General features: G+C 70.9%; 22 protein-coding genes. 14 read left to right on the top strand and 8 right to left on the bottom strand.

Features of this window, described 5'->3' with window-relative positions; all coding sequences use genetic code 11:
• Positions 1–233 precede the first annotated feature (233 nt).
• The 4 genes from JEQ17_RS43060 to JEQ17_RS43045 all read left to right on the top strand — a co-directional run bounded on the left by JEQ17_RS43060 (position 234) and on the right by JEQ17_RS43045 (position 4,315).
• Entirely contained in the window at positions 234–992 is a 759-nt protein-coding gene (locus tag JEQ17_RS43060; protein WP_200402015.1) for a response regulator transcription factor, read from the top strand.
• Positions 979–3,078, top strand: a complete 2,100-nt coding sequence (locus JEQ17_RS43055; protein WP_234048581.1) for a sensor histidine kinase — start codon at positions 979–981, stop codon at positions 3,076–3,078. Before JEQ17_RS43060 ends, JEQ17_RS43055 begins: the two co-directional genes overlap by 14 nt.
• Before the next feature lie 123 nt (positions 3,079–3,201).
• Entirely contained in the window at positions 3,202–3,561 is a 360-nt protein-coding gene (locus JEQ17_RS43050; protein ID WP_200400339.1) for a hypothetical protein, read from the top strand.
• A gap of 118 nt (positions 3,562–3,679) precedes the next feature.
• On the top strand, positions 3,680–4,315 hold the full coding sequence (locus JEQ17_RS43045; RefSeq protein WP_234048580.1) for a class F sortase: 636 nt from the start codon (positions 3,680–3,682) through the stop codon (positions 4,313–4,315).
• Here the strand turns inward: JEQ17_RS43045 and JEQ17_RS43040 are convergent.
• The 3 genes from JEQ17_RS43040 to JEQ17_RS43030 form a co-directional block, all read right to left on the bottom strand.
• Complete coding sequence (locus tag JEQ17_RS43040) at positions 4,297–6,144, bottom strand: trypsin-like peptidase domain-containing protein (protein ID WP_200400337.1); 1,848 nt, start codon at positions 6,142–6,144, stop codon at positions 4,297–4,299. The two genes, JEQ17_RS43045 and JEQ17_RS43040, sit on opposite strands and share 19 nt — an antisense overlap.
• Complete coding sequence (locus JEQ17_RS43035; RefSeq protein WP_200400336.1) at positions 6,137–6,403, bottom strand: CU044_2847 family protein; 267 nt, start codon at positions 6,401–6,403, stop codon at positions 6,137–6,139. The genes JEQ17_RS43040 and JEQ17_RS43035 overlap by 8 nt, the downstream gene beginning before the upstream one ends.
• Positions 6,404–6,686: 283 nt before the next feature.
• Complete coding sequence (locus JEQ17_RS43030; protein WP_200400335.1) at positions 6,687–7,553, bottom strand: UbiA family prenyltransferase; 867 nt, start codon at positions 7,551–7,553, stop codon at positions 6,687–6,689.
• A gap of 170 nt (positions 7,554–7,723) precedes the next feature.
• Between JEQ17_RS43030 and JEQ17_RS43025 the strand changes: the two genes are divergently transcribed.
• The 3 genes from JEQ17_RS43025 (at position 7,724) to JEQ17_RS43015 (ending at position 10,431) form a co-directional block, all read left to right on the top strand.
• The gene (locus JEQ17_RS43025; RefSeq protein ID WP_200400334.1) at positions 7,724–8,809 is read left to right on the top strand and encodes a type III polyketide synthase; all 1,086 of its coding nucleotides are present in this window, start codon (positions 7,724–7,726) and stop codon (positions 8,807–8,809) included.
• Positions 8,810–8,881: 72 nt separating this feature from the next.
• The gene (locus JEQ17_RS43020) at positions 8,882–9,421 is read left to right on the top strand and encodes an isoprenylcysteine carboxyl methyltransferase family protein (protein WP_200400333.1); all 540 of its coding nucleotides are present in this window, start codon (positions 8,882–8,884) and stop codon (positions 9,419–9,421) included.
• Complete coding sequence (locus tag JEQ17_RS43015) at positions 9,418–10,431, top strand: NAD(P)/FAD-dependent oxidoreductase (protein WP_200400332.1); 1,014 nt, start codon at positions 9,418–9,420, stop codon at positions 10,429–10,431. Before JEQ17_RS43020 ends, JEQ17_RS43015 begins: the two co-directional genes overlap by 4 nt.
• Positions 10,432–10,527: 96 nt before the next feature.
• Here the strand turns inward: JEQ17_RS43015 and JEQ17_RS43010 are convergent, their stop codons facing one another.
• Positions 10,528–11,103 (bottom strand): ester cyclase, encoded by a 576-nt coding sequence (locus tag JEQ17_RS43010; RefSeq protein WP_234048579.1) that lies wholly within the window; start codon positions 11,101–11,103, stop codon positions 10,528–10,530.
• Between the two features lie 110 nt (positions 11,104–11,213).
• Here JEQ17_RS43010 and JEQ17_RS43005 point away from each other — a divergent pair, with 110 nt between their 5' ends.
• Both JEQ17_RS43005 and JEQ17_RS43000 read left to right on the top strand, forming a co-directional pair.
• On the top strand, positions 11,214–11,825 hold the full coding sequence (locus JEQ17_RS43005) for a TetR/AcrR family transcriptional regulator (protein WP_200400330.1): 612 nt from the start codon (positions 11,214–11,216) through the stop codon (positions 11,823–11,825).
• 136 nt (positions 11,826–11,961) lie between these two features.
• Positions 11,962–12,741: a class I SAM-dependent methyltransferase gene (locus JEQ17_RS43000; protein ID WP_200400329.1), complete on the top strand. Its 780-nt coding sequence runs from the start codon at positions 11,962–11,964 to the stop codon at positions 12,739–12,741.
• 467 nt (positions 12,742–13,208) lie between these two features.
• Here the strand turns inward: JEQ17_RS43000 and JEQ17_RS42995 are convergent, their stop codons facing one another.
• Positions 13,209–13,850, bottom strand: a complete 642-nt coding sequence (locus JEQ17_RS42995) for a superoxide dismutase (RefSeq protein WP_200400328.1) — start codon at positions 13,848–13,850, stop codon at positions 13,209–13,211.
• A 367-nt stretch (positions 13,851–14,217) separates the two neighbouring features.
• Between JEQ17_RS42995 and tsaD the strand changes: the two genes are divergently transcribed.
• The 5 genes from tsaD to JEQ17_RS50580 all read left to right on the top strand — a co-directional run bounded on the left by tsaD (position 14,218) and on the right by JEQ17_RS50580 (position 17,620).
• Positions 14,218–15,282 (top strand): tRNA (adenosine(37)-N6)-threonylcarbamoyltransferase complex transferase subunit TsaD, encoded by a 1,065-nt coding sequence (gene tsaD, locus JEQ17_RS42990; protein ID WP_200400327.1) that lies wholly within the window; start codon positions 14,218–14,220, stop codon positions 15,280–15,282.
• Positions 15,279–15,845: a GNAT family N-acetyltransferase gene (locus tag JEQ17_RS42985; protein WP_200400326.1), complete on the top strand. Its 567-nt coding sequence runs from the start codon at positions 15,279–15,281 to the stop codon at positions 15,843–15,845. Before tsaD ends, JEQ17_RS42985 begins: the two co-directional genes overlap by 4 nt.
• 83 nt (positions 15,846–15,928) lie before the next feature.
• Complete coding sequence (locus JEQ17_RS42980) at positions 15,929–16,090, top strand: hypothetical protein (protein ID WP_200400325.1); 162 nt, start codon at positions 15,929–15,931, stop codon at positions 16,088–16,090.
• Between the two features lie 194 nt (positions 16,091–16,284).
• Positions 16,285–17,343 carry a TerC family protein gene (locus tag JEQ17_RS42975; protein WP_200400323.1) on the top strand — a complete coding sequence of 353 codons (1,059 nt, stop codon included), beginning with the start codon at positions 16,285–16,287 and terminating at the stop codon, positions 17,341–17,343.
• Between the two features lie 148 nt (positions 17,344–17,491).
• A complete protein-coding gene (locus JEQ17_RS50580; protein ID WP_267924817.1) occupies positions 17,492–17,620 on the top strand; it encodes a hypothetical protein in 129 nt (42 codons plus the stop codon).
• A 73-nt stretch (positions 17,621–17,693) separates the two neighbouring features.
• Here the strand turns inward: JEQ17_RS50580 and JEQ17_RS42965 are convergent, their stop codons facing one another.
• From JEQ17_RS42965 to JEQ17_RS42955, 3 genes are read right to left on the bottom strand one after another with little or no spacing between them, the layout of a single operon-like run.
• Positions 17,694–18,041 carry a hypothetical protein gene (locus JEQ17_RS42965; protein ID WP_200400321.1) on the bottom strand — a complete coding sequence of 116 codons (348 nt, stop codon included), beginning with the start codon at positions 18,039–18,041 and terminating at the stop codon, positions 17,694–17,696.
• A complete protein-coding gene (locus tag JEQ17_RS42960) occupies positions 18,038–18,619 on the bottom strand; it encodes an Asp23/Gls24 family envelope stress response protein (protein ID WP_325176311.1) in 582 nt (193 codons plus the stop codon). The genes JEQ17_RS42965 and JEQ17_RS42960 overlap by 4 nt, the downstream gene beginning before the upstream one ends.
• A gap of 29 nt (positions 18,620–18,648) precedes the next feature.
• Positions 18,649–19,233, bottom strand: a complete 585-nt coding sequence (locus JEQ17_RS42955; protein WP_234048578.1) for an RNA polymerase sigma factor — start codon at positions 19,231–19,233, stop codon at positions 18,649–18,651.
• Between the last annotated feature and the right edge of the window lie 110 nt (positions 19,234–19,343).

Below are 19,343 nucleotides of genomic sequence, written 5' to 3'. Positions count from 1 at the left end.
CATCTCGTCGACGGCGTACGCGACCGGCCCGGGCCGTCCCGCCGACGCGAGCGTGTGGACGTACGGGAAGCCGCCCGGGAAGCACGTCCGACCGTCGCCCGGCGGGCGTCGCCGCGACCGCGCGGGAGCGGTCCGGCTTCGCCGCGGTGGCCTGAACTCCCCGCCCGAAAAGGTCACTTACCACCGCCCCCGGCTCCACGCTCGTTACGCTCTCCGGCGTGTGCGCAAACATCATGGTCGCCGAAGACGACACGAAGCAGGCCGAACTGGTGCGCCGTTATCTGGAGCACGAGGGACACACGGTCACGGTGGTGGGGGACGGCCGTACGGCCCTTGAGCAGGTTCGGCACCGGGAACCGGACCTGCTCGTCCTCGATGTGATGATGCCCCGGGCCGACGGCCTCGACGTGGTACGGATTCTGCGCGCCGAGGGCCGCGAGGTGCTGGTGATGATGCTGACGGCCCGCAGTACCGAGGACGATCTGCTGCTCGGCCTGGACCTCGGTGCCGACGACTACGTGACCAAGCCGTTCAGTCCGCGTGAGCTGGTGGCCCGGGTGCGTACGCTCCTGCGCCGCAACCGGAGCTCGGACGGGTCCGCCCCCGCCGCCGACCCCGCTCCCGGCGCCGCCGGGGACAAGGCGCTGTCGGTGGGCACGCTCAGAGTCGATCCGGATCGGCACGAGGTGTCGGTCGGGGGGACGCCGGTCGTGTGCACGCCCGGCGAGTTCCGCATTCTGGCCGCGATGGCGGCCGAGCCCGACCGGGTCTTCACCCGGCAGCGGCTCCTGGAGGAACTGCACGGCTTCGACAAGTACATCAGCGGCCGCACCGTCGACGTACACGTCATGAATCTGCGCAAGAAGATCGAGCGCGCCCCCCGGCGGCCGGACCGGCTGCTCACGGTTTTCGGCGTCGGCTACAAGCTGACGGATCCCGCGAGGAGCAGTACGAGGACCAACACCAAGAGCGTGCGCCGTGCGTCGTCGTGACGGGCGGGCGCGGCTGCCGCTCCGCAAGAGCCTGCTCGGGCGGCTGCTGACCGTGTCGGCGCTGGTGGCCTCGTGCTCGGTGGCCGCGACCGCCTGGCTCGCCGTGCAGACGACCTCCGGCGCGATCCGCCAGGAACAGGGGCAGAACCTCAGCGCCGATGCCGAGATCTACAACACCCTGCTGGGGTACGCGGCGACCCACCCGAGCTGGGAGGGCGTCGACGGCACCGTGCGCAAGCTGGCCGGGCGGTCCCAGCGCCGGATCGTGCTGACCACCCAGGACAAGCGCCCGCTCTTCGACTCCTCCGACCACTCGAACGGCACCTCCTCCCCCGCCCCGCTGCCACCGCAGGCCTCGGCGGTCGTCGACCCGCTGTCCGTCGACACCGTGCTGGTGCCCGACACCGCCTCCGCGGGCGCGGACCGCGTCGATCCACGCGCGGTGGGGCCGTTCCTGCTGCCCGCGCAGGAACGTACGCTCCTGCGGAAGGCCAGCGCCGACAGCGCGCAGTGCCTCGGTGCGGCGGGCATCGCCGCGGACATCGTCGAGAGTCCGAGCGGGCGGTCCCGCGTCCAGTTCGTGAGCAGTGAGACCGACCGCTCCATGGAACTGAAGTGTCTGACCAACTACGCGGCCGGTCCCACGCCGACCGAGAAGAAGGCCCTGCGCGCGCTCAACCAACTGGCCGACGCCTGTCTGAAGCGGCAGGGCCGCACGGGCGTGAAACTGAACCTGGACCTCTCCTGGGACCGGGGATACGGGTCGGGCGGCACGGACACCGCCCTGCCGGTCGCGCTTCCCACGACCGGCCTCACCAAGGAGGAGGCGGCCGCCCAGCAGCGGGCCGCGGAGCAGAAGGCGGTCGAGGAGAAGGCGGCGCTGGCGAGAGTGACCAAGGAGAAGGCGGCCGACGACAGGCCCATGCCCGCGGCTCACAACAGCAAGCAAGACCGGGCCATAGCCGCCTGCGTCGGCAGCGCCCGCCGTGAACAGCTCACGTCCTATGTCGCCGCGCCCGCGCTGCTGTTCATCGACAGCACCGACGCCGCCGCCGGCGTGCCCGGTTTCGATCTCTCCCCGGCCAACACCGCACGCATCGCCGGGGTCACGGCCCTGGTCCTCGCCCTCACCGTCGGCGCCTCGGTGATCGCCGGAGCCCGGCTCGTACGCCCCTTGCACGCGCTCACCGGCGCCGCCCAGCGGATGCGGGACGGCATGGACTCGGCGCCCGTACCGGTCGGCTCGGACAACGAGATCGGGCGGCTGGCGGCGGCCTTCAACGACATGGCCGCACACCGGGCGCGGCTGGAGGAGCAGCGCAAGGTGATGGTCAGCGACGTCGCCCATGAACTGCGCACCCCGCTGAGCAATATCCGTGGCTGGCTGGAAGCGGCACAGGACGGTCTCGCCGAACCGGACCCGGCGTTCGTCTCCTCGCTGCACGAGGAGGCGGTACAGCTCCAGCACATCGTCAACGATCTCCAGGACCTGGGCGCTGCCGACGTGGGCGCGCTGCGCCTGCACCTGGAGCCGGTACGCGTGGACGACCTGCTCGGCCAGGTCGCCACGGCACACCAGGGTCTGGCCGAGACCGCGGGTGTCACGCTGGCGGTCTCCGCGGCGCCGCCCGAGGCCCCTCGACCTCCGCTGCTCGACGCCGACCCCGTACGGCTGCGGCAGGCCATGAGCAACCTGGTCTCCAACGCCGTACGCCACACACCGTCCGGTGGCAGGGTGACGCTGCGCTCGTACGTCACCGACGCCGGGGACGAGGTGGCCGTTGAGGTGGCCGACACCGGCAGCGGCATCCCCTCGGGCGATGTCCCCCATGTGTTCGACCGCTTCTGGCGGGCGGAGAAGTCCCGCAACCGGAGCACCGGCGGCAGCGGCCTCGGCCTGGCGATCGTCCTCAAGCTCGCCGAGGCCCACGGTGGCACGGCGAGCGTGGTGAGCACGGAGGGAGAGGGCTCGGTCTTCACCCTGTGGCTGCCGGTCACACGGGACGGGACAGCCTCCACGGGACCGGAACGGACCGCGAAGGACCGCGGAATTCAGGGGGTCGAGGAGACTCCTGGACAGCCCTGATGCGATGACCATGACCTTCTGACAGCTTCTTCACAAGTGGGCGCGAGGGTTGGGCCATGCCCGGAACCTGGTGCGGCTCGCCAACCAGGTACCACCAAGGCCGGGCTGGAACTGGAGCGATACATGTCCCGCCAACTCACCCTGCGTTTCGCCGTTCTGACCGCCGTCGCGACCGGCGCGATGCTCGTCCCGGTCGGAGCGGCCGTCGCCGACGACCCGACCCCCACGCCGAGCGCGGTCACGGGAGAAGACAAGACCGCGGCCGAGAAGAAGGCCGAGGACGCCAAGAAGGCGAAGGAGCTCGAAGCCAGGAAGGCCGCGGCCGCCAAGGACCTTCCGAAGGGTGGCGTCGCCGCGGGCGAGGCCCCGGCCGAAAACACCGACACCACCGCCCTCGTCGGTTCGGCCACCGGCGCTCTGCTGCTCGCGGGCGCCGGAACGATCGTCCTGCGCCGCCGCGCGGCCGGACGCCACAACGGCTGACACCCGGCACAGCCCGACCGGGCACAACGGTGGCGCCGCCCTGCTCGGGGCGGCGCCACCGCGTATGCGCCCGGTCCTGTTGGTCGTTCAGTCCCTTGCTTCTGCTCTGGAGTCCGTAGTGTCACCTGCACCCGATCCCGTACGGCGCTTCGGCACCCTGCCGACCCTTGCCCGTGCCGCCCTCGTCGTACCCGTGGTCCTCGCCGTGCTCACCGGCTGTTCGTCGGCCCCCGACAAGCCCACCCCGGCGTCCCCGAACACCCCTGCCGCCGCCGGTACCGCCTCGCCTGGCGCTCCGGAGGCCACACGGCCGGCCGTCCCCACCGAAGTCGCCATCCCCTCGATCGGGATCACCAGTTCCCTGATGGAGCTCGGTCGGAACAAGGACGGAACCGTCGAGGTCCCTCCTCCCGAGAAGGGCATGACCGCCGGCTGGTACATCGGCGGCTCCGTGCCCGGTGAGGTCGGTCCCGCCGTGATCATCGGCCACAACGACACCCGCTTCGGCAAGGCCGTCTTCCACGACCTCAAGAAGATCACCAAGGGTGCGGACATCACCGTCACCAACGACCGCGGCGAATCGGCACACTTCACGGTCACGGCCACCGAGAGCGTCAGCAAGGACACCTTCCCCACCGAGAAGGTCTACGGCCCGACAAAGGACCGCGCCCTACGCCTGGTCACCTGCGACGGCGATTTCGACGCGCAGGGCCATCCGGTGAACAACCTCATCGTCTATGCGAGGTTGGCTTGAGGCGTGTGCTCCAAGTAGAACCCGTTCACTTCCTGGTTGAACTTCCAGACGGCATCCTTCACCGCCCCGAAGTCCTGCCCGGAGCCAAGGGATGAGACGACCTCCCGATGGAGGTCGTCCGGGAAGCCGAGCGACACGCACTTCTTCGCGGTGCCCGCCGCGATGGACGCGCGCAACCCGTCATCGGGAAAGATCAACCAGCCCACCAGTCGAGTGCAGATCCACAGCAGACCGCAGGCGTCCTCGCCGTAGCGCTCCTTCACCACGGTGACCATCGGATCCGGCAGTTCGTGGAGCAGATAGTGCATGGCATGGGCGCCGTCCTCAGGGCGGACCCCGGTGATCTCGGGGAGGTTTGCCGCCGGGAGTCCGAGCCAGGTTCCGTACCCGCGTGCCCGACCCATCAGCCCGCCGGCCAGTCCGGGCGCCATGTGCTCCGACCGCGCGAGCGCGGCAAGACAGGCGCGCCACGCCAACCGCCAGAAGGTACAGAGGGACAGCCGCATCCAGAGGCCGGTACGGGCCTGTTCCTCGAACCAGCGCGAGACCTCGTCGTCCAGCGCGAAGGCCTCAGTCTGTACGGCTTCCTGGTCGGCCCCGGCCGTCAGGGCCTCGACGCGGTCGATCAGCATTTGCGGGAGCCTCAGCTCGGTGGCGAGTGCCATCAAGCCCCTGGCACTTTCGGCCCGCTGCTCCGGTCGCAGGTGGGGAAGCATCGCCGGTGCGATCCCGGCCCTGAGACCGAGCCGGAGGGCTGCCGCGGCCCTGGCGCCGAATTCCGCGGACTCGCGCTCGCCCTGTTCCCGCTGCAGTTGTGCGGCGATCCGCTCCGCGTGGCCGATTCGGACGGCCGTGGCGTTGTCCCGCTCCTCGTTCGTGAGTTCACCCGGCGGGGCGACGACCGTCAGGAAGCGACAGGCGTCCACACAGACGCCGTAGTACTTTGCGATGTACCGGCCCCGCTCGGCGGAATCCTGGTCGGCGGCCGCGTACCGCTGCGCGAGCAACTCCATACGCCCCAGCCGGGCGAACGCTGCCCCGAGCCGGTACGAGCGGCGCAGCACCACGGCCCGCGGAACGGGAGCACTGTCCGGCGCGGGCAACGGGGGATCCTGATCCCACTGGGAGTTCTCCCACAGAACATCCCGCAGAGGCTTCGGCAGGGGCTTCGGCTCCGGGGCCGACGTCCACTGCGGTCTCGGCAGACCGGGATCCTCCAGCGCGGAGACGGGAACGGCCCAGCCTCCCAGATCGGCATGGGGATCCCGGGAAGCGGCGATCACGCCGAGCACCTCGTCCGGCCGGGCGGCGTCGACCAGCGGTGAACCCGACAGGCCCGCTGCGGCCTGCCCCGCCGCCAGCCGTAGGTAGCCGTCGCCGTCATGGCCCTCGAAGCGGAAGGAGACCGACGCCCCCTCGGGCGTCTCGCCGTCCGCCCGGGGCGCGTAACCCCATGCCTGATACCGCCTGTCGACACTGAGCCGCCGCTGCGGGCTGAGCCGCAGCACCTCGTGGTGCAGGTCGGCTTCCAGCTCCAGCAACGCCAGGTCGGGCATCGGCCACAACACACTCTTCGTCGGCGGGTCCGTACGGGCCACCACTCGAGCGAGCACCGGTTGGGAGCGCAGGGACCGGTCGGGCACCACGAGGACCTTGTCCAGCGGGCCGCCCGCCATGGCGTCGTACACCACGTGCGCGCAGGTCAGCACCTTGCCGTAGGCGACGAAGAACCCGGTGCCCAGCGTGTTCCGCTGGTCGGAGGACTGCCCGTCCGGGGTGTCCAGTCGCACGATGAAACGCCGCGAAGAGCGCCAGTCGAGGTCACCCATGGTCAGGCTCCGGGGCCTTCCAGGTCAGCCTGATATTCAGGCTGGCCGCCCCTCCCCCTTCCACGATCAGCCCGGTGAGCTTGCCACCCTTGGCCGTCACCGAGAGCCCGAACTCGACGGTCGCCTCGGACGGCTTCACTTGCTCCCATGCCTGAGCGAGTTGTTCGGCCACGGCTTCAATGCACTCGCGAACCCCGTCGAAGGCCAAGGCATGGCCCAGACTCACCGTCTGAGGTCCACCGCCCCCCACCGCCTCCATGTACAACTCCGTTGTGCCCGCGCGTACGAGCAACGGTTGTCCCGCCATGTTCCACGCCCCCCGAATCGATTCCCCGACCCGATTCTGCGAGGTCGCCGATGCGTGTGTGGGCTCTTCACATGAAGTCCGCCGTACGAGTGACGGCCAAGATGTGCCTCGCACTGGATGAGCGGCAGCACGACAGGTGTGCCCTGCGACCGCTGGTACCCGATCGGCAGTGACGTGATCGCCCGCCGTCCCTGCGGACACGGACCTGCGAGCCGGTCGGCGAGGCGGGGTGCGGTCAGGCGATTCCGGTGCCGCGCAGCAGCAGTAGCGCCACGTCCACCACCGCCACGGCGACCGCTGCCGCGAACGCCGCCCGTTCCCGGCGGCGTCCCAGTACCGTCCCCGCCACCGCGACCAGGACGGCCACCGCGAGCGCCGCCACTCCCCACCGGCCGGGTGGTCCGGCGGGCCCCAGCGCCAGCACCGCGGACGCGGCCACCAGCGGCACCGGCAGCAGCAGCCGCGCGCCGTCCGGGCCCAGCCGGTGCGGCCATCCCCGTACGCCCGTCGCCAGATCCCCGCGGATGTCCGGCAGTACGTCTCCGAGGTGGGCGCCGACCCCCAGCAGGGCCCCGGCGGTGACGACCCACCAGGCCGGCCACGGCTGCCCCGGCAGACCCAGTGCCACGAAGGCCGGAAGGGCGGCGAAACCCACCGCGTACGGCGCCCAGGACCATGCCGTCGCCTTGAGCCGCAGGTCGTACGCCCACGCCGCCGCCACCCCGGTCAGATGAACGGCGCCCGCCCACAGGCCGCAGGCGAACGAGAGCGGCACGCACAGCGCCAGCGCGGCGTACGCGGCGACCCACACCTCGGTCACGCCGACCGTGCCGTCGGCGACGGGTTTGCCGCGGCGGCCGGTGGCGATGTCCCGGCGGGCGTCGAACGCGTCGTTGCACCAGCCGACGGACAGCTGCCCGGTCAGCACGGCGGCGGCGGTCAGGACGCAACGCGCGGGACTCTGACCGGCGGTGACGGCCAGAGTCGCCATCAGGGCGGTGACCGCCACGACAGGCCCGGGGTGGCACGATCCGGCCAGGCCGCCCACCCGGCCGGCCCAACTCGCGGCCGGGCCGCCCGTGAACTGCTCGGGAGTGCCCACCCGGCCGATCGTAGGCGCCCGCGCCCCAACCCGGCCGGAGCACACACCCCCAAGGGGAACGGCCGGACGGGCGATTCGTGGTGTCGACGTCCCGGGCCGGGGAACACGTGGGGAGCAACTCACCAGAGCAGCTGGCAACGCACCAGAGTCGGGAACCGGACGGGAACCATATGACGCGGATCGCCGCCGTTCACGGTGCCCTCGCACCGCACCGTCACACCCAGTCCGAGATCACCGACATGGTGGCCCGCACCTGCCTGCCCGAGGGCACCGACCGCCGGGTCCTGGACCGGCTGCACCGCAGCGCGAAGGTCCGCTCGCGCCATATGACGCTGCCGCTCGAACGGTACGCGGAACTGGACGGGTTCGGCGCCGCCAACGACGTCTTCGTCGCCGCCGCCACCGACCTGGGCGCCAAGGCCGTCCGGGACGCACTGGACCTGGCCGGTCTGTCCGCGGCCGATGTGGACCTGCTGGTCTTCACTTCCGTCACCGGCATCGCGACCCCCTCGATCGACGCACGGCTGGCCGGCCGCCTCGGACTGCGGCCGGACGTCAAACGGCTGCCCCTGTTCGGCCTGGGCTGTGCCGGCGGCGCCGCCGGCCTGGCCCGTATGCACGACTACCTGCTGGGCCGGCCCGACCACGTCGCGGTGCTGCTGTCGGTCGAACTGTGCTCGCTCACCTTCCAGCGCGACGACGCCTCCGTGGCCAACCTGGTCGCCACCGGGCTGTTCGGCGACGGCGCCGCCGCGGTCGTCGCCTGCGGCGCCAACCGCCAGGGCGGCCCGGGCCTCCCGGGCCTCCGGGACAAGAGCGCAGGCCCGACGATCGTGGACACCCGCAGCCACCTGTATCCGGACACCGGGCGCGTCATGGGCTGGGACATCAAGGACTCCGGCTTCAAGGTCGTCCTCGACCCCCGGGTCCCCGACGTGGTGCGCCGGTACCTCGCCGATGACGTCGAGGGGTTCCTCGGCGACCACGGGATCAAGCGGAAGGACGTGACCGCCTGGGTGTGCCACCCGGGTGGTCCCAAGGTCCTCCAGGCGGTCACCGAGGCCCTCGACCTGCCCGACGAGGCGCTCGATGTGACCTGGCGTCATCTGGCCGACGTGGGCAACCTGTCCTCGTCGTCGGTCCTCCACGTACTGCGCGACACCCTGGCCGAACGCCGCCCGCCGCCGGGCACGCCGGGTGTACTCCTGGCGATGGGGCCCGGCTTCGCCAGCGAACTCGTCCTGCTGCGCTGGTAGTTCGCCCCATCGAAGAACACGACGAACACGAAGAACACGAAGAACGCGAAGGCAACGAAGGACAGTGGGCACATGATCTGGTACGGACTGCTGGTGGCGGCAGTCGCCGGCGAGCGCGTCGCCGAACTCGTCGTCGCCCGCCGCAACGAACGGTGGAGCACCGCCCGCGGCGCGACCGAGTCCGGGCAGGGCCACTACCCCGCGATGGTCGCCCTCCACACCGGCCTGCTGATCGCCTGCCCGGCCGAGGTGTGGCTGGCCGACCGCCCCTTCGTACCCGCCCTCGCCTGGCCGATGCTGGCCGTGCTCGTGGCCTCCCAGGCGCTGCGGTGGTGGTGCATCCACACCCTGGGAGCCCGCTGGAACACCCGGGTGATCGTCGTACCCGGCCTGCCACTGGTGACCGACGGCCCTTACCGCCGGCGGTGGCTGCGGCACCCGAACTACGTGGCCGTCGTCGCCGAGGGTGTGGCCCTGCCCCTGGTCCACACCGCGTGGGTCACCGCAGTCGCGTTCACGGTCCTCAACGCCGCCCTGCTCACCGTACGCATCCGCTGCGAGAACCGGGCACTCGCCGTCGCGACCACCTCGACCACGCCCGCCCCGGCGTGATCGACGTACTGGTGGCCGGCGGCGGACCGGCCGGTCTGGCCGCCGCCATCCACGCGGCGCTCGCCGGCCTGGAGGCCGTCGTCGTCGAACCCCGGACCTCGCCCGTGGACAAGGCCTGCGGAGAAGGCGTCATGCCCGGCGGAGTCGCCGCGCTGCGAGCACTGGGCGTCGACGCCAGTGGCCGCGAGCTGCGGGGCATCCGTTATGTGGACGGCGCCGCCCGCGCCGAAGCGTCCTTCCGCGGCCGGGGCGGGCTGGGGATCCGCCGTACGACTCTGCATTCCGCACTGCACCAGCGCGCGCTCGACCTCGGCGTGCGCATGCTGCCGGGCAAGGTCGGCGCGGTACAGCAGGGCACGGACACGGTCACCGCCGCCGGGACCACGGCCCGTTGGCTGATCGCCGCCGACGGTCTGCACTCCCCGGTGCGCCGCGGCCTGGGGCTGGAACTGCCGAACCGTCCCCACGGGCGCTACGGACTGCGCCGGCACTACCGCGTCGAGCCGTGGACGGACTTCGTGGAGGTCCACTGGTCCCGGCACGGCGAGGCCTATGTGACGCCGGTCGGCGACGACCTGGTGGGCGTCGCGATCCTCAGCCGCAGCCGTCGCGGGTACGACGAGCACCTGGCCGCCTTTCCCGCGCTCACCGCGTCGCTGCGCGGAACGGCCGCGACGGAGGTACGCGGCGCCGGACCACTGCGGCAGCGGGTGCGGCGCAGAACCGCGGGCCGTGTCCTGCTCGTCGGCGACGCCGCGGGGTACCTGGACGCCCTCACCGGCGAGGGCGTCGCGCTCGCCCTGGCGACGGCCGGGGCGGCCGTCCGCTGCCTGGCCGTCGGGCGACCGGACGCGTACGAGCGCGCCTGGACTCGGCTGACCCGGCGCCACCGACTGCTGACGGGAGCCCTGCTGGCCGCCGGCCGCCGCCCCGGGACCGCCCGCCTCATCGTCCCCGCGGCGTCCCGGATGCCACCGGTGTTCTCAGCCGCGGTCCACGCACTGCAGTAACGCCGCTCCGGCCCTGGAGACCGCCTTCGGCAGCGACCTCGTGACCTGCCTCCGTGATGAGCTCGTACGGGTCGCGAACTCCTCGGCCCAGTCGGTTCAGTGGCTCTGCCCCGGGCTCTCCCGCAGCGGGCCGGCCGCTGCCTCGGCGGCCTTCGTCGTTACGTCCGCGGCGGCGCGCGTGGCCTTTCCCGTCACTCGCCAGGCGAGCATGCGCAGCGCGGTGGCGGGGCTCGGCGGGAAGATGCCGAGCTGCCCGAGCATGGTCATGTCGTCGCGCACCGCTTCGTGACCGACCACTTTGCCGTCGCGGAGGTCGAGCACGTGGATCTGTTCGAAGTCGATGTCACGCCCCGTGGGAGGTATCGCCTGGTCGAGCGCGCCGTCCCGGAAGCGGACGAAGGGTCCTGTCTGACGGCCCCGCATACGAAGCCGTAGCCAGACCTGCTCGTCGTTGTGGGCGATACCGAGGACGGGGAAGCGCAGGTCGCTGAAGGCGGAGCGCATCCACGCGCTGGAGGCGAGCACTCCTGCGGGCCCGGGGAGCGCGCAACTCGTGGGCGACACGGCTGCCTCGCGGTTGCGGAAGTCCTCGTGGACCACCTCGGCGGCCAGTGCCGGGTCGCCTGTCTCAAGGATGCGGAAGAGCCCGTGGGCCAGTTCCGTGGCGTCCATGCCCATTGCGTGATCCCTTTCGAGGGAGGTGCGATCAGAGAGGTGATGTCAGCCGACAGGGAATTGAGGTTACAGCACGCCTATTGAATTCATCCCCGTAGGATGACGCCATGCCTCCCAAGCGCCGTTACGTCTCTCCGCTGCGCGAACAGGCCGCCGCACGGACGCACGCGCTGATCCTCGAACACGCCACGAAGCTGTTCGCCGAGCGCGGCTACGGCCGGGTCACCGTCGCCGACATCGCCTCGGCGGCAGGTGTCGCCTCGAAGACCGTCTTCGCGAGCGTCGGGAGCAAGAGCGACATCCTGGACCGGATCGTCGACCAGGGCGTCAACGCCTCCGGCTACGACCGGGCCATGAAGGATCTGCTCGAACTACGGACCCCGGAGGCGGTGCTCAAGGCCCTGGCCCACGGGACGCGCCTGGGCAACGAGGGGCAGTTCGCGGTGCACGAGGCGATCCGCAAGGCGTTGCCCGTCCACGAGAACGGCGAAGAGCTGTGGGAGCGCGCGACCGCCGCGTACCGGGACGCCCTCCGTACCGCCGCCCGCCATCTGCACACCCTGACTCCGCCGCCGTCCCACTCGGTGAAGGAAACCGGCGACCTCCTCTGGTACTGGTTCGGCCCCACCGGCTGGCGAACACTCGTGGTCGAGAACGGCTGGTCGTGGGACCGCGCCGAGGAGGTCCTCCACGGCACGGCGGTCGCCACACTTCGCTGACACGGATCACCGAAGTCCCCGCCACGACGCGGACAGGCAGGGAGAACCCCCCGCTCCTCGGAGCTGCATCGGGTGGCCGCCGCCGCGGTGGTGACGCGGGGTGGCCGGGCGCCTGCGGCGTCGATACGGTGGCCGGATGGATCAGGACGAACGCCTGCTTCATTCCTCGTCGTTCGGCGCGGCGGCGGTCGCCTACGCCGAGCACCGTCCGGACTACGCGCGGGCCGCGGTGCGGTGGGCACTTGAGCCCGCGTCCGGGCCGCGTGTGCTCGACCTCGGCGCCGGAACCGGCAAGTTGACGGCCACGTTGGTCGCGCTGGGTGCCGAAGTCGTTGCGGTCGAGCCCGATTCGGCGATGCTGACCGAGCTGCGCCGCTCGCTGCCTGCTGTCCGCGCCCTGTCGGGTGGCGCGGAGGCGATTCCGTTGCCGGACGCGTCTGTCGATGCCGTGCTGGCCGGCAACGCCTTGCACTGGTTCGACATGGCCGTCGCCGGGCCCGAGATCGCCAGGGTCCTCGCGCCCGGCGGCATCCTGGCAGGTCTGTGGAACGTCATGGACGACGGGGTCGAGTGGGTCTCCGGGCTCGCGCGGGTCGGCGGGAGCGCGGTCATCGGCCCGCGTGACACACCCGCCGGCTGGCGCGCCGAGACGGCAGACATGCACCTGCCGAAGAGTGGCGAACCCGCCCGGTTCGGCTCACCGGAGCAGGCCGAGTTCCCCCACGGGCAGCGCCGTACCGCCGACTCTCTCGTCGCGACTCTCGCGACGCGCGCGGGGTTGCTGGTCATGCCAGAACAGGAACAAGAGGCCACGCTGGGCCGGATCCGCGCGTTCCTCGCGAGCCGACCGGAGACCGCCCGCGGCGAGTTCACTCTCCCGATGCGGACAGGGGTGCTGCGCGTCCGGCGGCTGTGAAGCAACACGTCGACGCCCGAGCCTCGGGCGGAACCCCGGACAGAGCGGTGACCTGCCCGGACATCGGTCAAGGTGAGTACGTGCAGATAGGACTCACCTGCGTGGACGGCGCCTACGTCCAGACCACCTGGGTCCATTGCTACGCCAGGGCCGAGCGCCCTACGCGGTGGGCTGGGAGGACGCTTGGTACGACACCAAGTGGCGTGCACTGGGAGGACCGATCGGCCTGAGGCCGTGCTCGTGGCTGCACAGCACGCCCACTGAGAGCCCTCGGCCGGTCGGGCCCGTCGTCGGCGAGCGACCTGGTCCGTGCGGCACACCTGCCGTTCGCTCAACAGGCGTGAGCGTGAACCAGACACAGAAGGGCTCCCGCAAGTCACGTCCTTGCGGGAGCCCTTCCTTCCACTGCCTGCCGGTGAAAGTTGAGAAGACGATCACGAGCAGGACATCTGTGCGTGCCTACGCCGTCACGGCGTGAGCAGCAGGCTGTCGCCGCGCTCTTTGGCCGCGGTGTAACGCCGGGCCACGTCCTGCCAGTTGACGACGGCCCACATGGCGTCGATGAAGTCGACCTTCTGGTTCTTGTACTGGAGGTAGAAGGCGTGCTCCCAGGCGTCGAAGACCAGGATCGGTGTCGAGCCCTGGCCGACGTTGCCCTGGTGGTCGTAGACCTGCTCGACGATCAGACGACCGCTGAGCGGCTCGTACGCGAGGACGCCCCAGCCCGAACCCTGGGTGGTCGCGGAGGCCTTGGTCAGCTGGGCCTTGAAACCCGCGAACGACCCGAAGGACTCGGCGATCGCGTCCGCGAGCTCGCCCACTCCGTCCTTCTCCAGCGGCTCGCCGCCGCCGTCGCCGGTCATGTTGTGCCAGTAGATGGAGTGCAGGATGTGGCCGGACAGATGGAAGGCCAGGTTCTTCTCCAGCCCGTTGATCGACCCCCACGACTCCTTGTCCCGCGCCTCCGCGAGCTGCTCCAGGGTGTCGTTCGCGCCCTTCACGTACGCCGCGTGGTGCTTGTCGTGGTGCAGCTCGACGATCTGGGGGTTGATGACCGGTTCGAGCGCCGCGTAGTCGTACGGGAGCTCCGGGAGCGTGTAAACCGCCATGTCCAACATCCTTCGGCGTTGTTATTGCCACTAGTATGCAGTTGCACGCTAGCAGCAACAGAAGACCCTCGCCGATCAGGCATTGGTCCTAGGACTTCCGCCGTGTCGGGTGGAGACAATCACCCCGACGCGTCGCACTCCGGTCGCGGGGACAGGCGATCAGTCCGCAGGCGATGGCGGGCACCGGAGCCACCAAGGGGGCGGGACGGCGTCCGCGAGGACGGACGAGGTCAGGCAGGACGACGCCCCGCACCCGGCTCATACGGCAATGCCGCGTCCGCCAGTCTGGCCCAGCGCCCGCCTTGTTGCAACAGATACGTTATTGCACTCCACTTGCAATAACATGTTGCTGCAGAAAGGGGTGGGCATGGGCTCTCCGATCGTGCTCGGCATCGAGTCGTCCTGCGACGAGACCGGCGCGGGCCTCGTCCGGGACGGGCAGCTGCTGGGCCATGTGGTGGCGTCGAGCATGGACGAGCACGCCCGCTTCGGCGGTGTCGTGCCCGAGATCGCCGCCCGCGCCCATGTGCACGCCGTACGGCCGGTGATCCAGCGGGCGTTGGACGACGCCGGCCTGCGGTTGGCCGACATCGGCGCGGTCGCGGTGACGACCGGTCCGGGCCTCGCGGGGGCGCTCCAGGTGGGACTGGCCGGGGCGAAGGGGATCGCCTACGCACTGGGCGTCCCGCTGTACGGCGTTCACCACCTGGCCGGTCACGTCGCCGCCAACACCCTGGAGCACGGCCCCCTGCCCGACCCCTGCATGGTGCTGATCGTCTCCGGAGGCCACACCTCGCTGCTCCTTGTCCGTGACCTGGCTCGCGATCCGATCGTCCACCTCGGTGACACGCTCGACGACGCGGCCGGTGAGTGCTTCGACAAGGTCGCGCGCGTCTTCGGGCTGCCCTACCCCGGCGGCCCGGCCATCGACCGGGCCGCGCGCACGGGCGATCCGCGCGCCGTCGCCTTCCCGCGCCCGCTGACCGGCTCGCCCGATCACGCGTACGACTTCTCCTTCTCGGGGCTGAAGACGGCCGCCGCGCGTTGGGCGGAGGCTCACGCGGGCAGGGAGTTGCCGGTGGGCGACGGCGCGGCCTCGCTCCAGGAGGCCGTTGCCGACGTGCTGACACGCAAGGCGGTCGCGGCCTGCGCCGAGCACGGCGTGGGCACGCTCGTCGTGGTGGGTGGGGTGGCCGCGAACTCGCGCGTGCGCGCGCTCGCCGAGGAGCGGTGCCTCGCGGCCGGGATCGAGCTGCGCGTGCCGCCGCTGAAGCTGTGCACGGACAACGGCGCGATGATCGCCGCCGTCGGCGACCTCCTCGTACGGGCCGGAGCCGAACCCGCCCCACTGGACCTGTCCATCGACCCGTCGGCTCCACTGGAGTACGCCACTCTGCACCCGGCGGCATCCCTGGCAGGTGCGGCCCGATGAGCATCCGGATCCTCAAGGGCGCCGACCTGCTCGCCCACACCGCCGCCCTGCGCTCCGTGTACGTCGACGCCTTCTGTGCCCCGCCGTGGAACGAGGACGAGGAGAAGGCCGTCGAGTTCGTGGCCCGGCTCCCCGTGAACGTGGGGCGGCCGGGTTTCACCGCCGCGCTCGCCTTCACCGGCCAGGAGGTCACCGGCTTCGCCACCGCCTGGACCACCCTCGACCCCTTCCCCGCCGACCGCTGCTATCCCCAGGCGGCCGCCGGCCTCGGGCCCGACCGCACCGAGAGCTGGCTGTGCGGCGCCCGCGAGATCGACGAACTCGCCGTACGCCCCGATGCCCGCGGCACGGGCATGGCCGCCGGCCTCCTCGATGCGGTCACCGACGATGCCCCCGAGGGCCGGTCGTGGCTGCTCACCTCGGTGCAGTCGACGCACGCCATGTCCTTCTACCGCCGCCAGGGCTGGACGCAGGCCACCCATCCCTCCCCCGACGGCAAGGGCATCGTCGTCTTCCTCGGCCCTCGCCACCCCGCCCGGGCGCTCGCCGTCCAGCCCCTGTAGGCGTCGAGACACCGGTCGCGCGTCCGATCAGCGGAATGTGAACCCGCACCCGCTCCCCCAGCGCAGCCCGGCAAGAGACAGCCATGACCCGTCCACACATACCGCGGATACCGGAGAGCGACCGCGCGGTCCGGCATCCCGACTTCGGCCGCCTGGTCCGTGACGAGTCCACGGACACCGTGATCTGTCATGTGTACGGGCGGGCCTTTCGCTCGCTGGGGCGCATGTGCGCGTGCACGGGATGACCGCCGCGGAGTAACGCAGCAAGCCTCTCCGGTGCCCAAAGCCGGCTGCGAGGTTCTGCGCGCCGCCGCCCGGCGGAATCTCCTGCCCGCTCCGCCGGTGGCCCGGTGCTCGTGATGTCGCCCGGTCCCGGAAAATGCCGCAGACTTCCGTATAGGGGCCCGTATCGCCGTGGACCGCGGAGAAGGTGACGGGTGTGCTTGAGGTCCCGCTCTGGCTGTGGGGAGCGTTCGCCGCGACGGTGGTGGTGTCGCTGGCGGTGGACCTGCTGGCCCACCGCACCGCGCACGTGATCGGCTTCAAGGAGGCCGCCGCCTGGAGCGGCCTGTGGGTGGGTCTCGCCCTGATCTTCGCGGGCGTCGTCTTCCTCGTGCTGGGCACGACGGCCGGCACCGAGTACACCACCGCGTGGCTGCTGGAGAAGAGCCTGTCGGTGGACAACCTCTTCGTCTTCGCGGTGATCTTCGCCTACTTCAAGGTGCCCCGCGCCTACCAGCACCGCGTGCTGTTCTTCGGCGTGATGGGCGCCCTGGTCTTCCGAGGGATCTTCCTCTCCCTCGGTGTCGCCGTCGTCAGCCGCTTCACCGCGGTGCTGTTCGCCTTCGCCGCCATCCTCTTCTACAGCACCTACAAGCTCCTCAAGAACGAGGAGGACAGCTTCGACCCCGGCAAGAGCTTCGCCCTGCGACTCCTCCGCAAGGTCATCCCGGTCCGGGACGAGTACGCGGGCATGAAGTTCTTCGTCAAGGAGGCCGGCAAACGCGTGGCCACCCCGCTCCTCGCGGTCGTCGCCGCGATCGAGGCCGCCGACCTGGTCTTCGCCGTCGACAGCGTCCCGGCCGTCCTCGCCGTCAGCGACGACGCGTTCATCGTCTACACCAGCAACGCGTTCGCGATCCTGGGCCTGCGTGCCCTGTACTTCCTGCTCGCGGGCCTGCTCGACCGATTCCACTACCTGAACAAGGGACTCGCGATCATCCTGTCCTTCATCGGCGTCAAGCTCATCCTCCAGGCGTCCCACAAGATGATCAGCTCCAGCATCCCGGAAATCCCCTCGCCGATCAGTCTGGCGGTCATCGTTGTCGTGCTGGCCGCATCCGTCGTATTCAGCCTGCGACGACCCGCCCCGGGCCACCCTGCACCCGCCGCTCAGCAGGAAAACGCCCCCTCCCCGCCGGATGCGGCAACCGAGGCGCCCGCGCTCGACAAGGGCACGCATGCCGAGCGGGAACAGCGACGGGATGATCCACTCTGAGCGGCGAACCGATCAGCACGCGACAGATGGCACGCCGATCATCTCTTTATCCGGCCATCCGGCCTATTGTTAAAGAATGAGCAAAACCGAGCATGAGACCAGTCCCCCAGGGACGCTTGTGTGCCCGGTCTGCGAGCACCCCCTGGACATGAGCATCAAGAAGCGGCACAAGACGCTCGGAGTCTTCGTGCCCGTGTGGGGTCCGGACCCCTGCCAGAACCCCGAGTGTCTGGAAACCCTGAAGGAGCGCGAGCGCAACAGCCCGCAGAACGACTGACGTCAGGAGAGGGCCCTGGCCGAACGGATGCCGCTCGTGGCCGAGTGATCCACTGCCTCGTCCGGGCCCTGTGTCAGACGAGGCCGGTGACGGTCACGGTGACGTGTGCCCGTACGGCCTCATCCGGGCACCTCACCGCCAGGTGGTCCAGGACGGTACGGCGAGCCGCGCGGGCCACATCGACTGTGCGGGCCCGCCTGCGCGCCACGAGGTGGACCTCGACGCGCCAGGGCCCGGTGCCGCCCGGGCCGGCCAGACGCACTCCGGCCGTTCGCTCCGCAGCCGTTTCCTGCTGTGGGCGGGCCAGGGCGGAGCGCACCCTCGTGGCGAGCCCCGGCTTGAGGAAGGCGACGCCCGGTACGTTCCGCACGGCCCGGGCGATCTCCTCGGTGAGCGTGCCGTGCACGGCGTGCTGCGTCATGGGGTGGAGCCTTCCTGGCCGTCGGGCGGTGTGTCGACGAGATCGGTGATACGGATGTCCACGGCCGCTGTGCCCATGCCGAGCTCGCGGTCGGCCGCCTCCTGCACTCGCCCGCGAACCTGGTCGGCGAGGTCCGGAAGGCAGGCGTCGGCCGGTGCGTGGATCTCGAGGCGCACCTCAACCGGACCGGCACCCCCCTCGGGGTCGGGCAGCAGCCGACAGGAGCCGGCCCGCACGCCAGGCACCGTCTCGGCTGCCGCACGCAGCACGCGGGCCGCGACCGCCTCCATGATCCAAAGGTCCTCGGCCGGCTCCCCCAGCGGCAACGGACGGCCGGGACGCAGTTCGAGGCGCACGACATCCATCACCCGGCGGGTCAGCGTCGACGCGTCGTAGCCTTCTGTGTCCGCGGCCTCGTCACGCAGATCACGCACGGCCGTCTCTAGCTCGTCGAGACCAAGTACCGCCTGCCGGCAGTGCGGGCACTCGTGTCGGTGCGGGTCGTCCACCTGTCGTTCCCACGCGTCCCAGACCTCGGACAGCAGTCGCCCGCAGAGCAACTGCTCGTCGTCGTGCACGTCCGTGTGGTCGGGTGGGTTGTGAGCGGTCATCGCCAGGCCCCCAGTGCTTGTGTCAGGCAGCGTCGTGCACGGAAGACACGGGCCCGGACAGCCTCCTGGCTGATCCCGACCGCGTCCGCGATGAACTCGTAGGACTGGCCGTCCAATTCTCTCAGCACCCAACAGGTCCGTTGTTCGGCCGACAACTGGTCGAGAGCCTCCCGCAGTTCGCGGACCGCGTCGCGGCCCTCGGTGATACGGGCCGGAGAGGCCGCGTGCTCGGGGGCGGGTACGTCCCCCGCCGCCTCCAGGGGCGCCTCCAATTTGCGGGATCGCAGCACATTCAGGCAGCGGTTGGTCACGATCCGGTATGTCCAGGTGGCGAAGGAGGACCGGCCCTGGAACTCCGGAAGCCGTCGCCAGGCACTGATGAAGGCCTCCTGTACCGCGTCCTCGGCCTCCGCGCGGGTTCCGAGCAGGCGTGTGGCCAGCCGGATCAGTGCGGCGGCGTGGCGCTGCACGAGGACGGCGAAGGCGTCCTCGTCCCCTTCCGCAGCCCGGACCGCCAGCAAGGCGTCCTCGGCCTCGCCCTGAGTATCGAGCGCTGCGCTCTGTCTACGGGCCCCCGCCACTGGGCGGCTCCTCTCGTCCGTTCTGAAGGTTGGACACATCTGGGCCGCCTCCTGTTACGCGGCACTTCCAGAAACTGGATCCCTGCGGATGCAGAGCGGGGCGTTCGTGG

It is taken from the genome of Streptomyces liliifuscus (genome assembly GCF_016598615.1).
GTDB classification, from domain to species: Bacteria; Actinomycetota; Actinomycetes; order Streptomycetales; family Streptomycetaceae; genus Streptomyces; species Streptomyces liliifuscus.
Note: the sequence above shows the minus strand (reverse complement) of the source record. Positions and strands in the feature narration are given on the sequence as shown.

Bases quoted from the DNA above. Each gene is read 5' to 3' on its own strand.
- JEQ17_RS43050 (WP_200400339.1), top strand. From the start codon at position 3,202: ATGTCCCGCCAACTCACCCTGCGTTTCGCCGTTCTGACCGCCGTCGCG.
- JEQ17_RS42965 (WP_200400321.1), bottom strand. From the start codon at position 18,041: ATGACGCAGCACGCCGTGCACGGCACGCTCACCGAGGAGATCGCCCGG.
- JEQ17_RS42985 (WP_200400326.1), top strand. From the start codon at position 15,279: ATGAGCATCCGGATCCTCAAGGGCGCCGACCTGCTCGCCCACACCGCC.
- JEQ17_RS43020 (WP_200400333.1), top strand. From the start codon at position 8,882: ATGATCTGGTACGGACTGCTGGTGGCGGCAGTCGCCGGCGAGCGCGTC.
- tsaD (WP_200400327.1), top strand. From the start codon at position 14,218: ATGGGCTCTCCGATCGTGCTCGGCATCGAGTCGTCCTGCGACGAGACC.
- JEQ17_RS50580 (WP_267924817.1), top strand. From the start codon at position 17,492: ATGAGCATCAAGAAGCGGCACAAGACGCTCGGAGTCTTCGTGCCCGTG.
- JEQ17_RS43060 (WP_200402015.1), top strand. From the start codon at position 234: ATGGTCGCCGAAGACGACACGAAGCAGGCCGAACTGGTGCGCCGTTAT.
- JEQ17_RS43010 (WP_234048579.1), bottom strand. From the start codon at position 11,103: ATGGACGCCACGGAACTGGCCCACGGGCTCTTCCGCATCCTTGAGACA.
- JEQ17_RS43040 (WP_200400337.1), bottom strand. From the start codon at position 6,144: ATGGGTGACCTCGACTGGCGCTCTTCGCGGCGTTTCATCGTGCGACTG.
- JEQ17_RS43025 (WP_200400334.1), top strand. From the start codon at position 7,724: ATGACGCGGATCGCCGCCGTTCACGGTGCCCTCGCACCGCACCGTCAC.
- JEQ17_RS43000 (WP_200400329.1), top strand. From the start codon at position 11,962: ATGGATCAGGACGAACGCCTGCTTCATTCCTCGTCGTTCGGCGCGGCG.
- JEQ17_RS43005 (WP_200400330.1), top strand. From the start codon at position 11,214: ATGCCTCCCAAGCGCCGTTACGTCTCTCCGCTGCGCGAACAGGCCGCC.
- JEQ17_RS43035 (WP_200400336.1), bottom strand. From the start codon at position 6,403: ATGGAGGCGGTGGGGGGCGGTGGACCTCAGACGGTGAGTCTGGGCCAT.
- JEQ17_RS42980 (WP_200400325.1), top strand. From the start codon at position 15,929: ATGACCCGTCCACACATACCGCGGATACCGGAGAGCGACCGCGCGGTC.
- JEQ17_RS42995 (WP_200400328.1), bottom strand. From the start codon at position 13,850: ATGGCGGTTTACACGCTCCCGGAGCTCCCGTACGACTACGCGGCGCTC.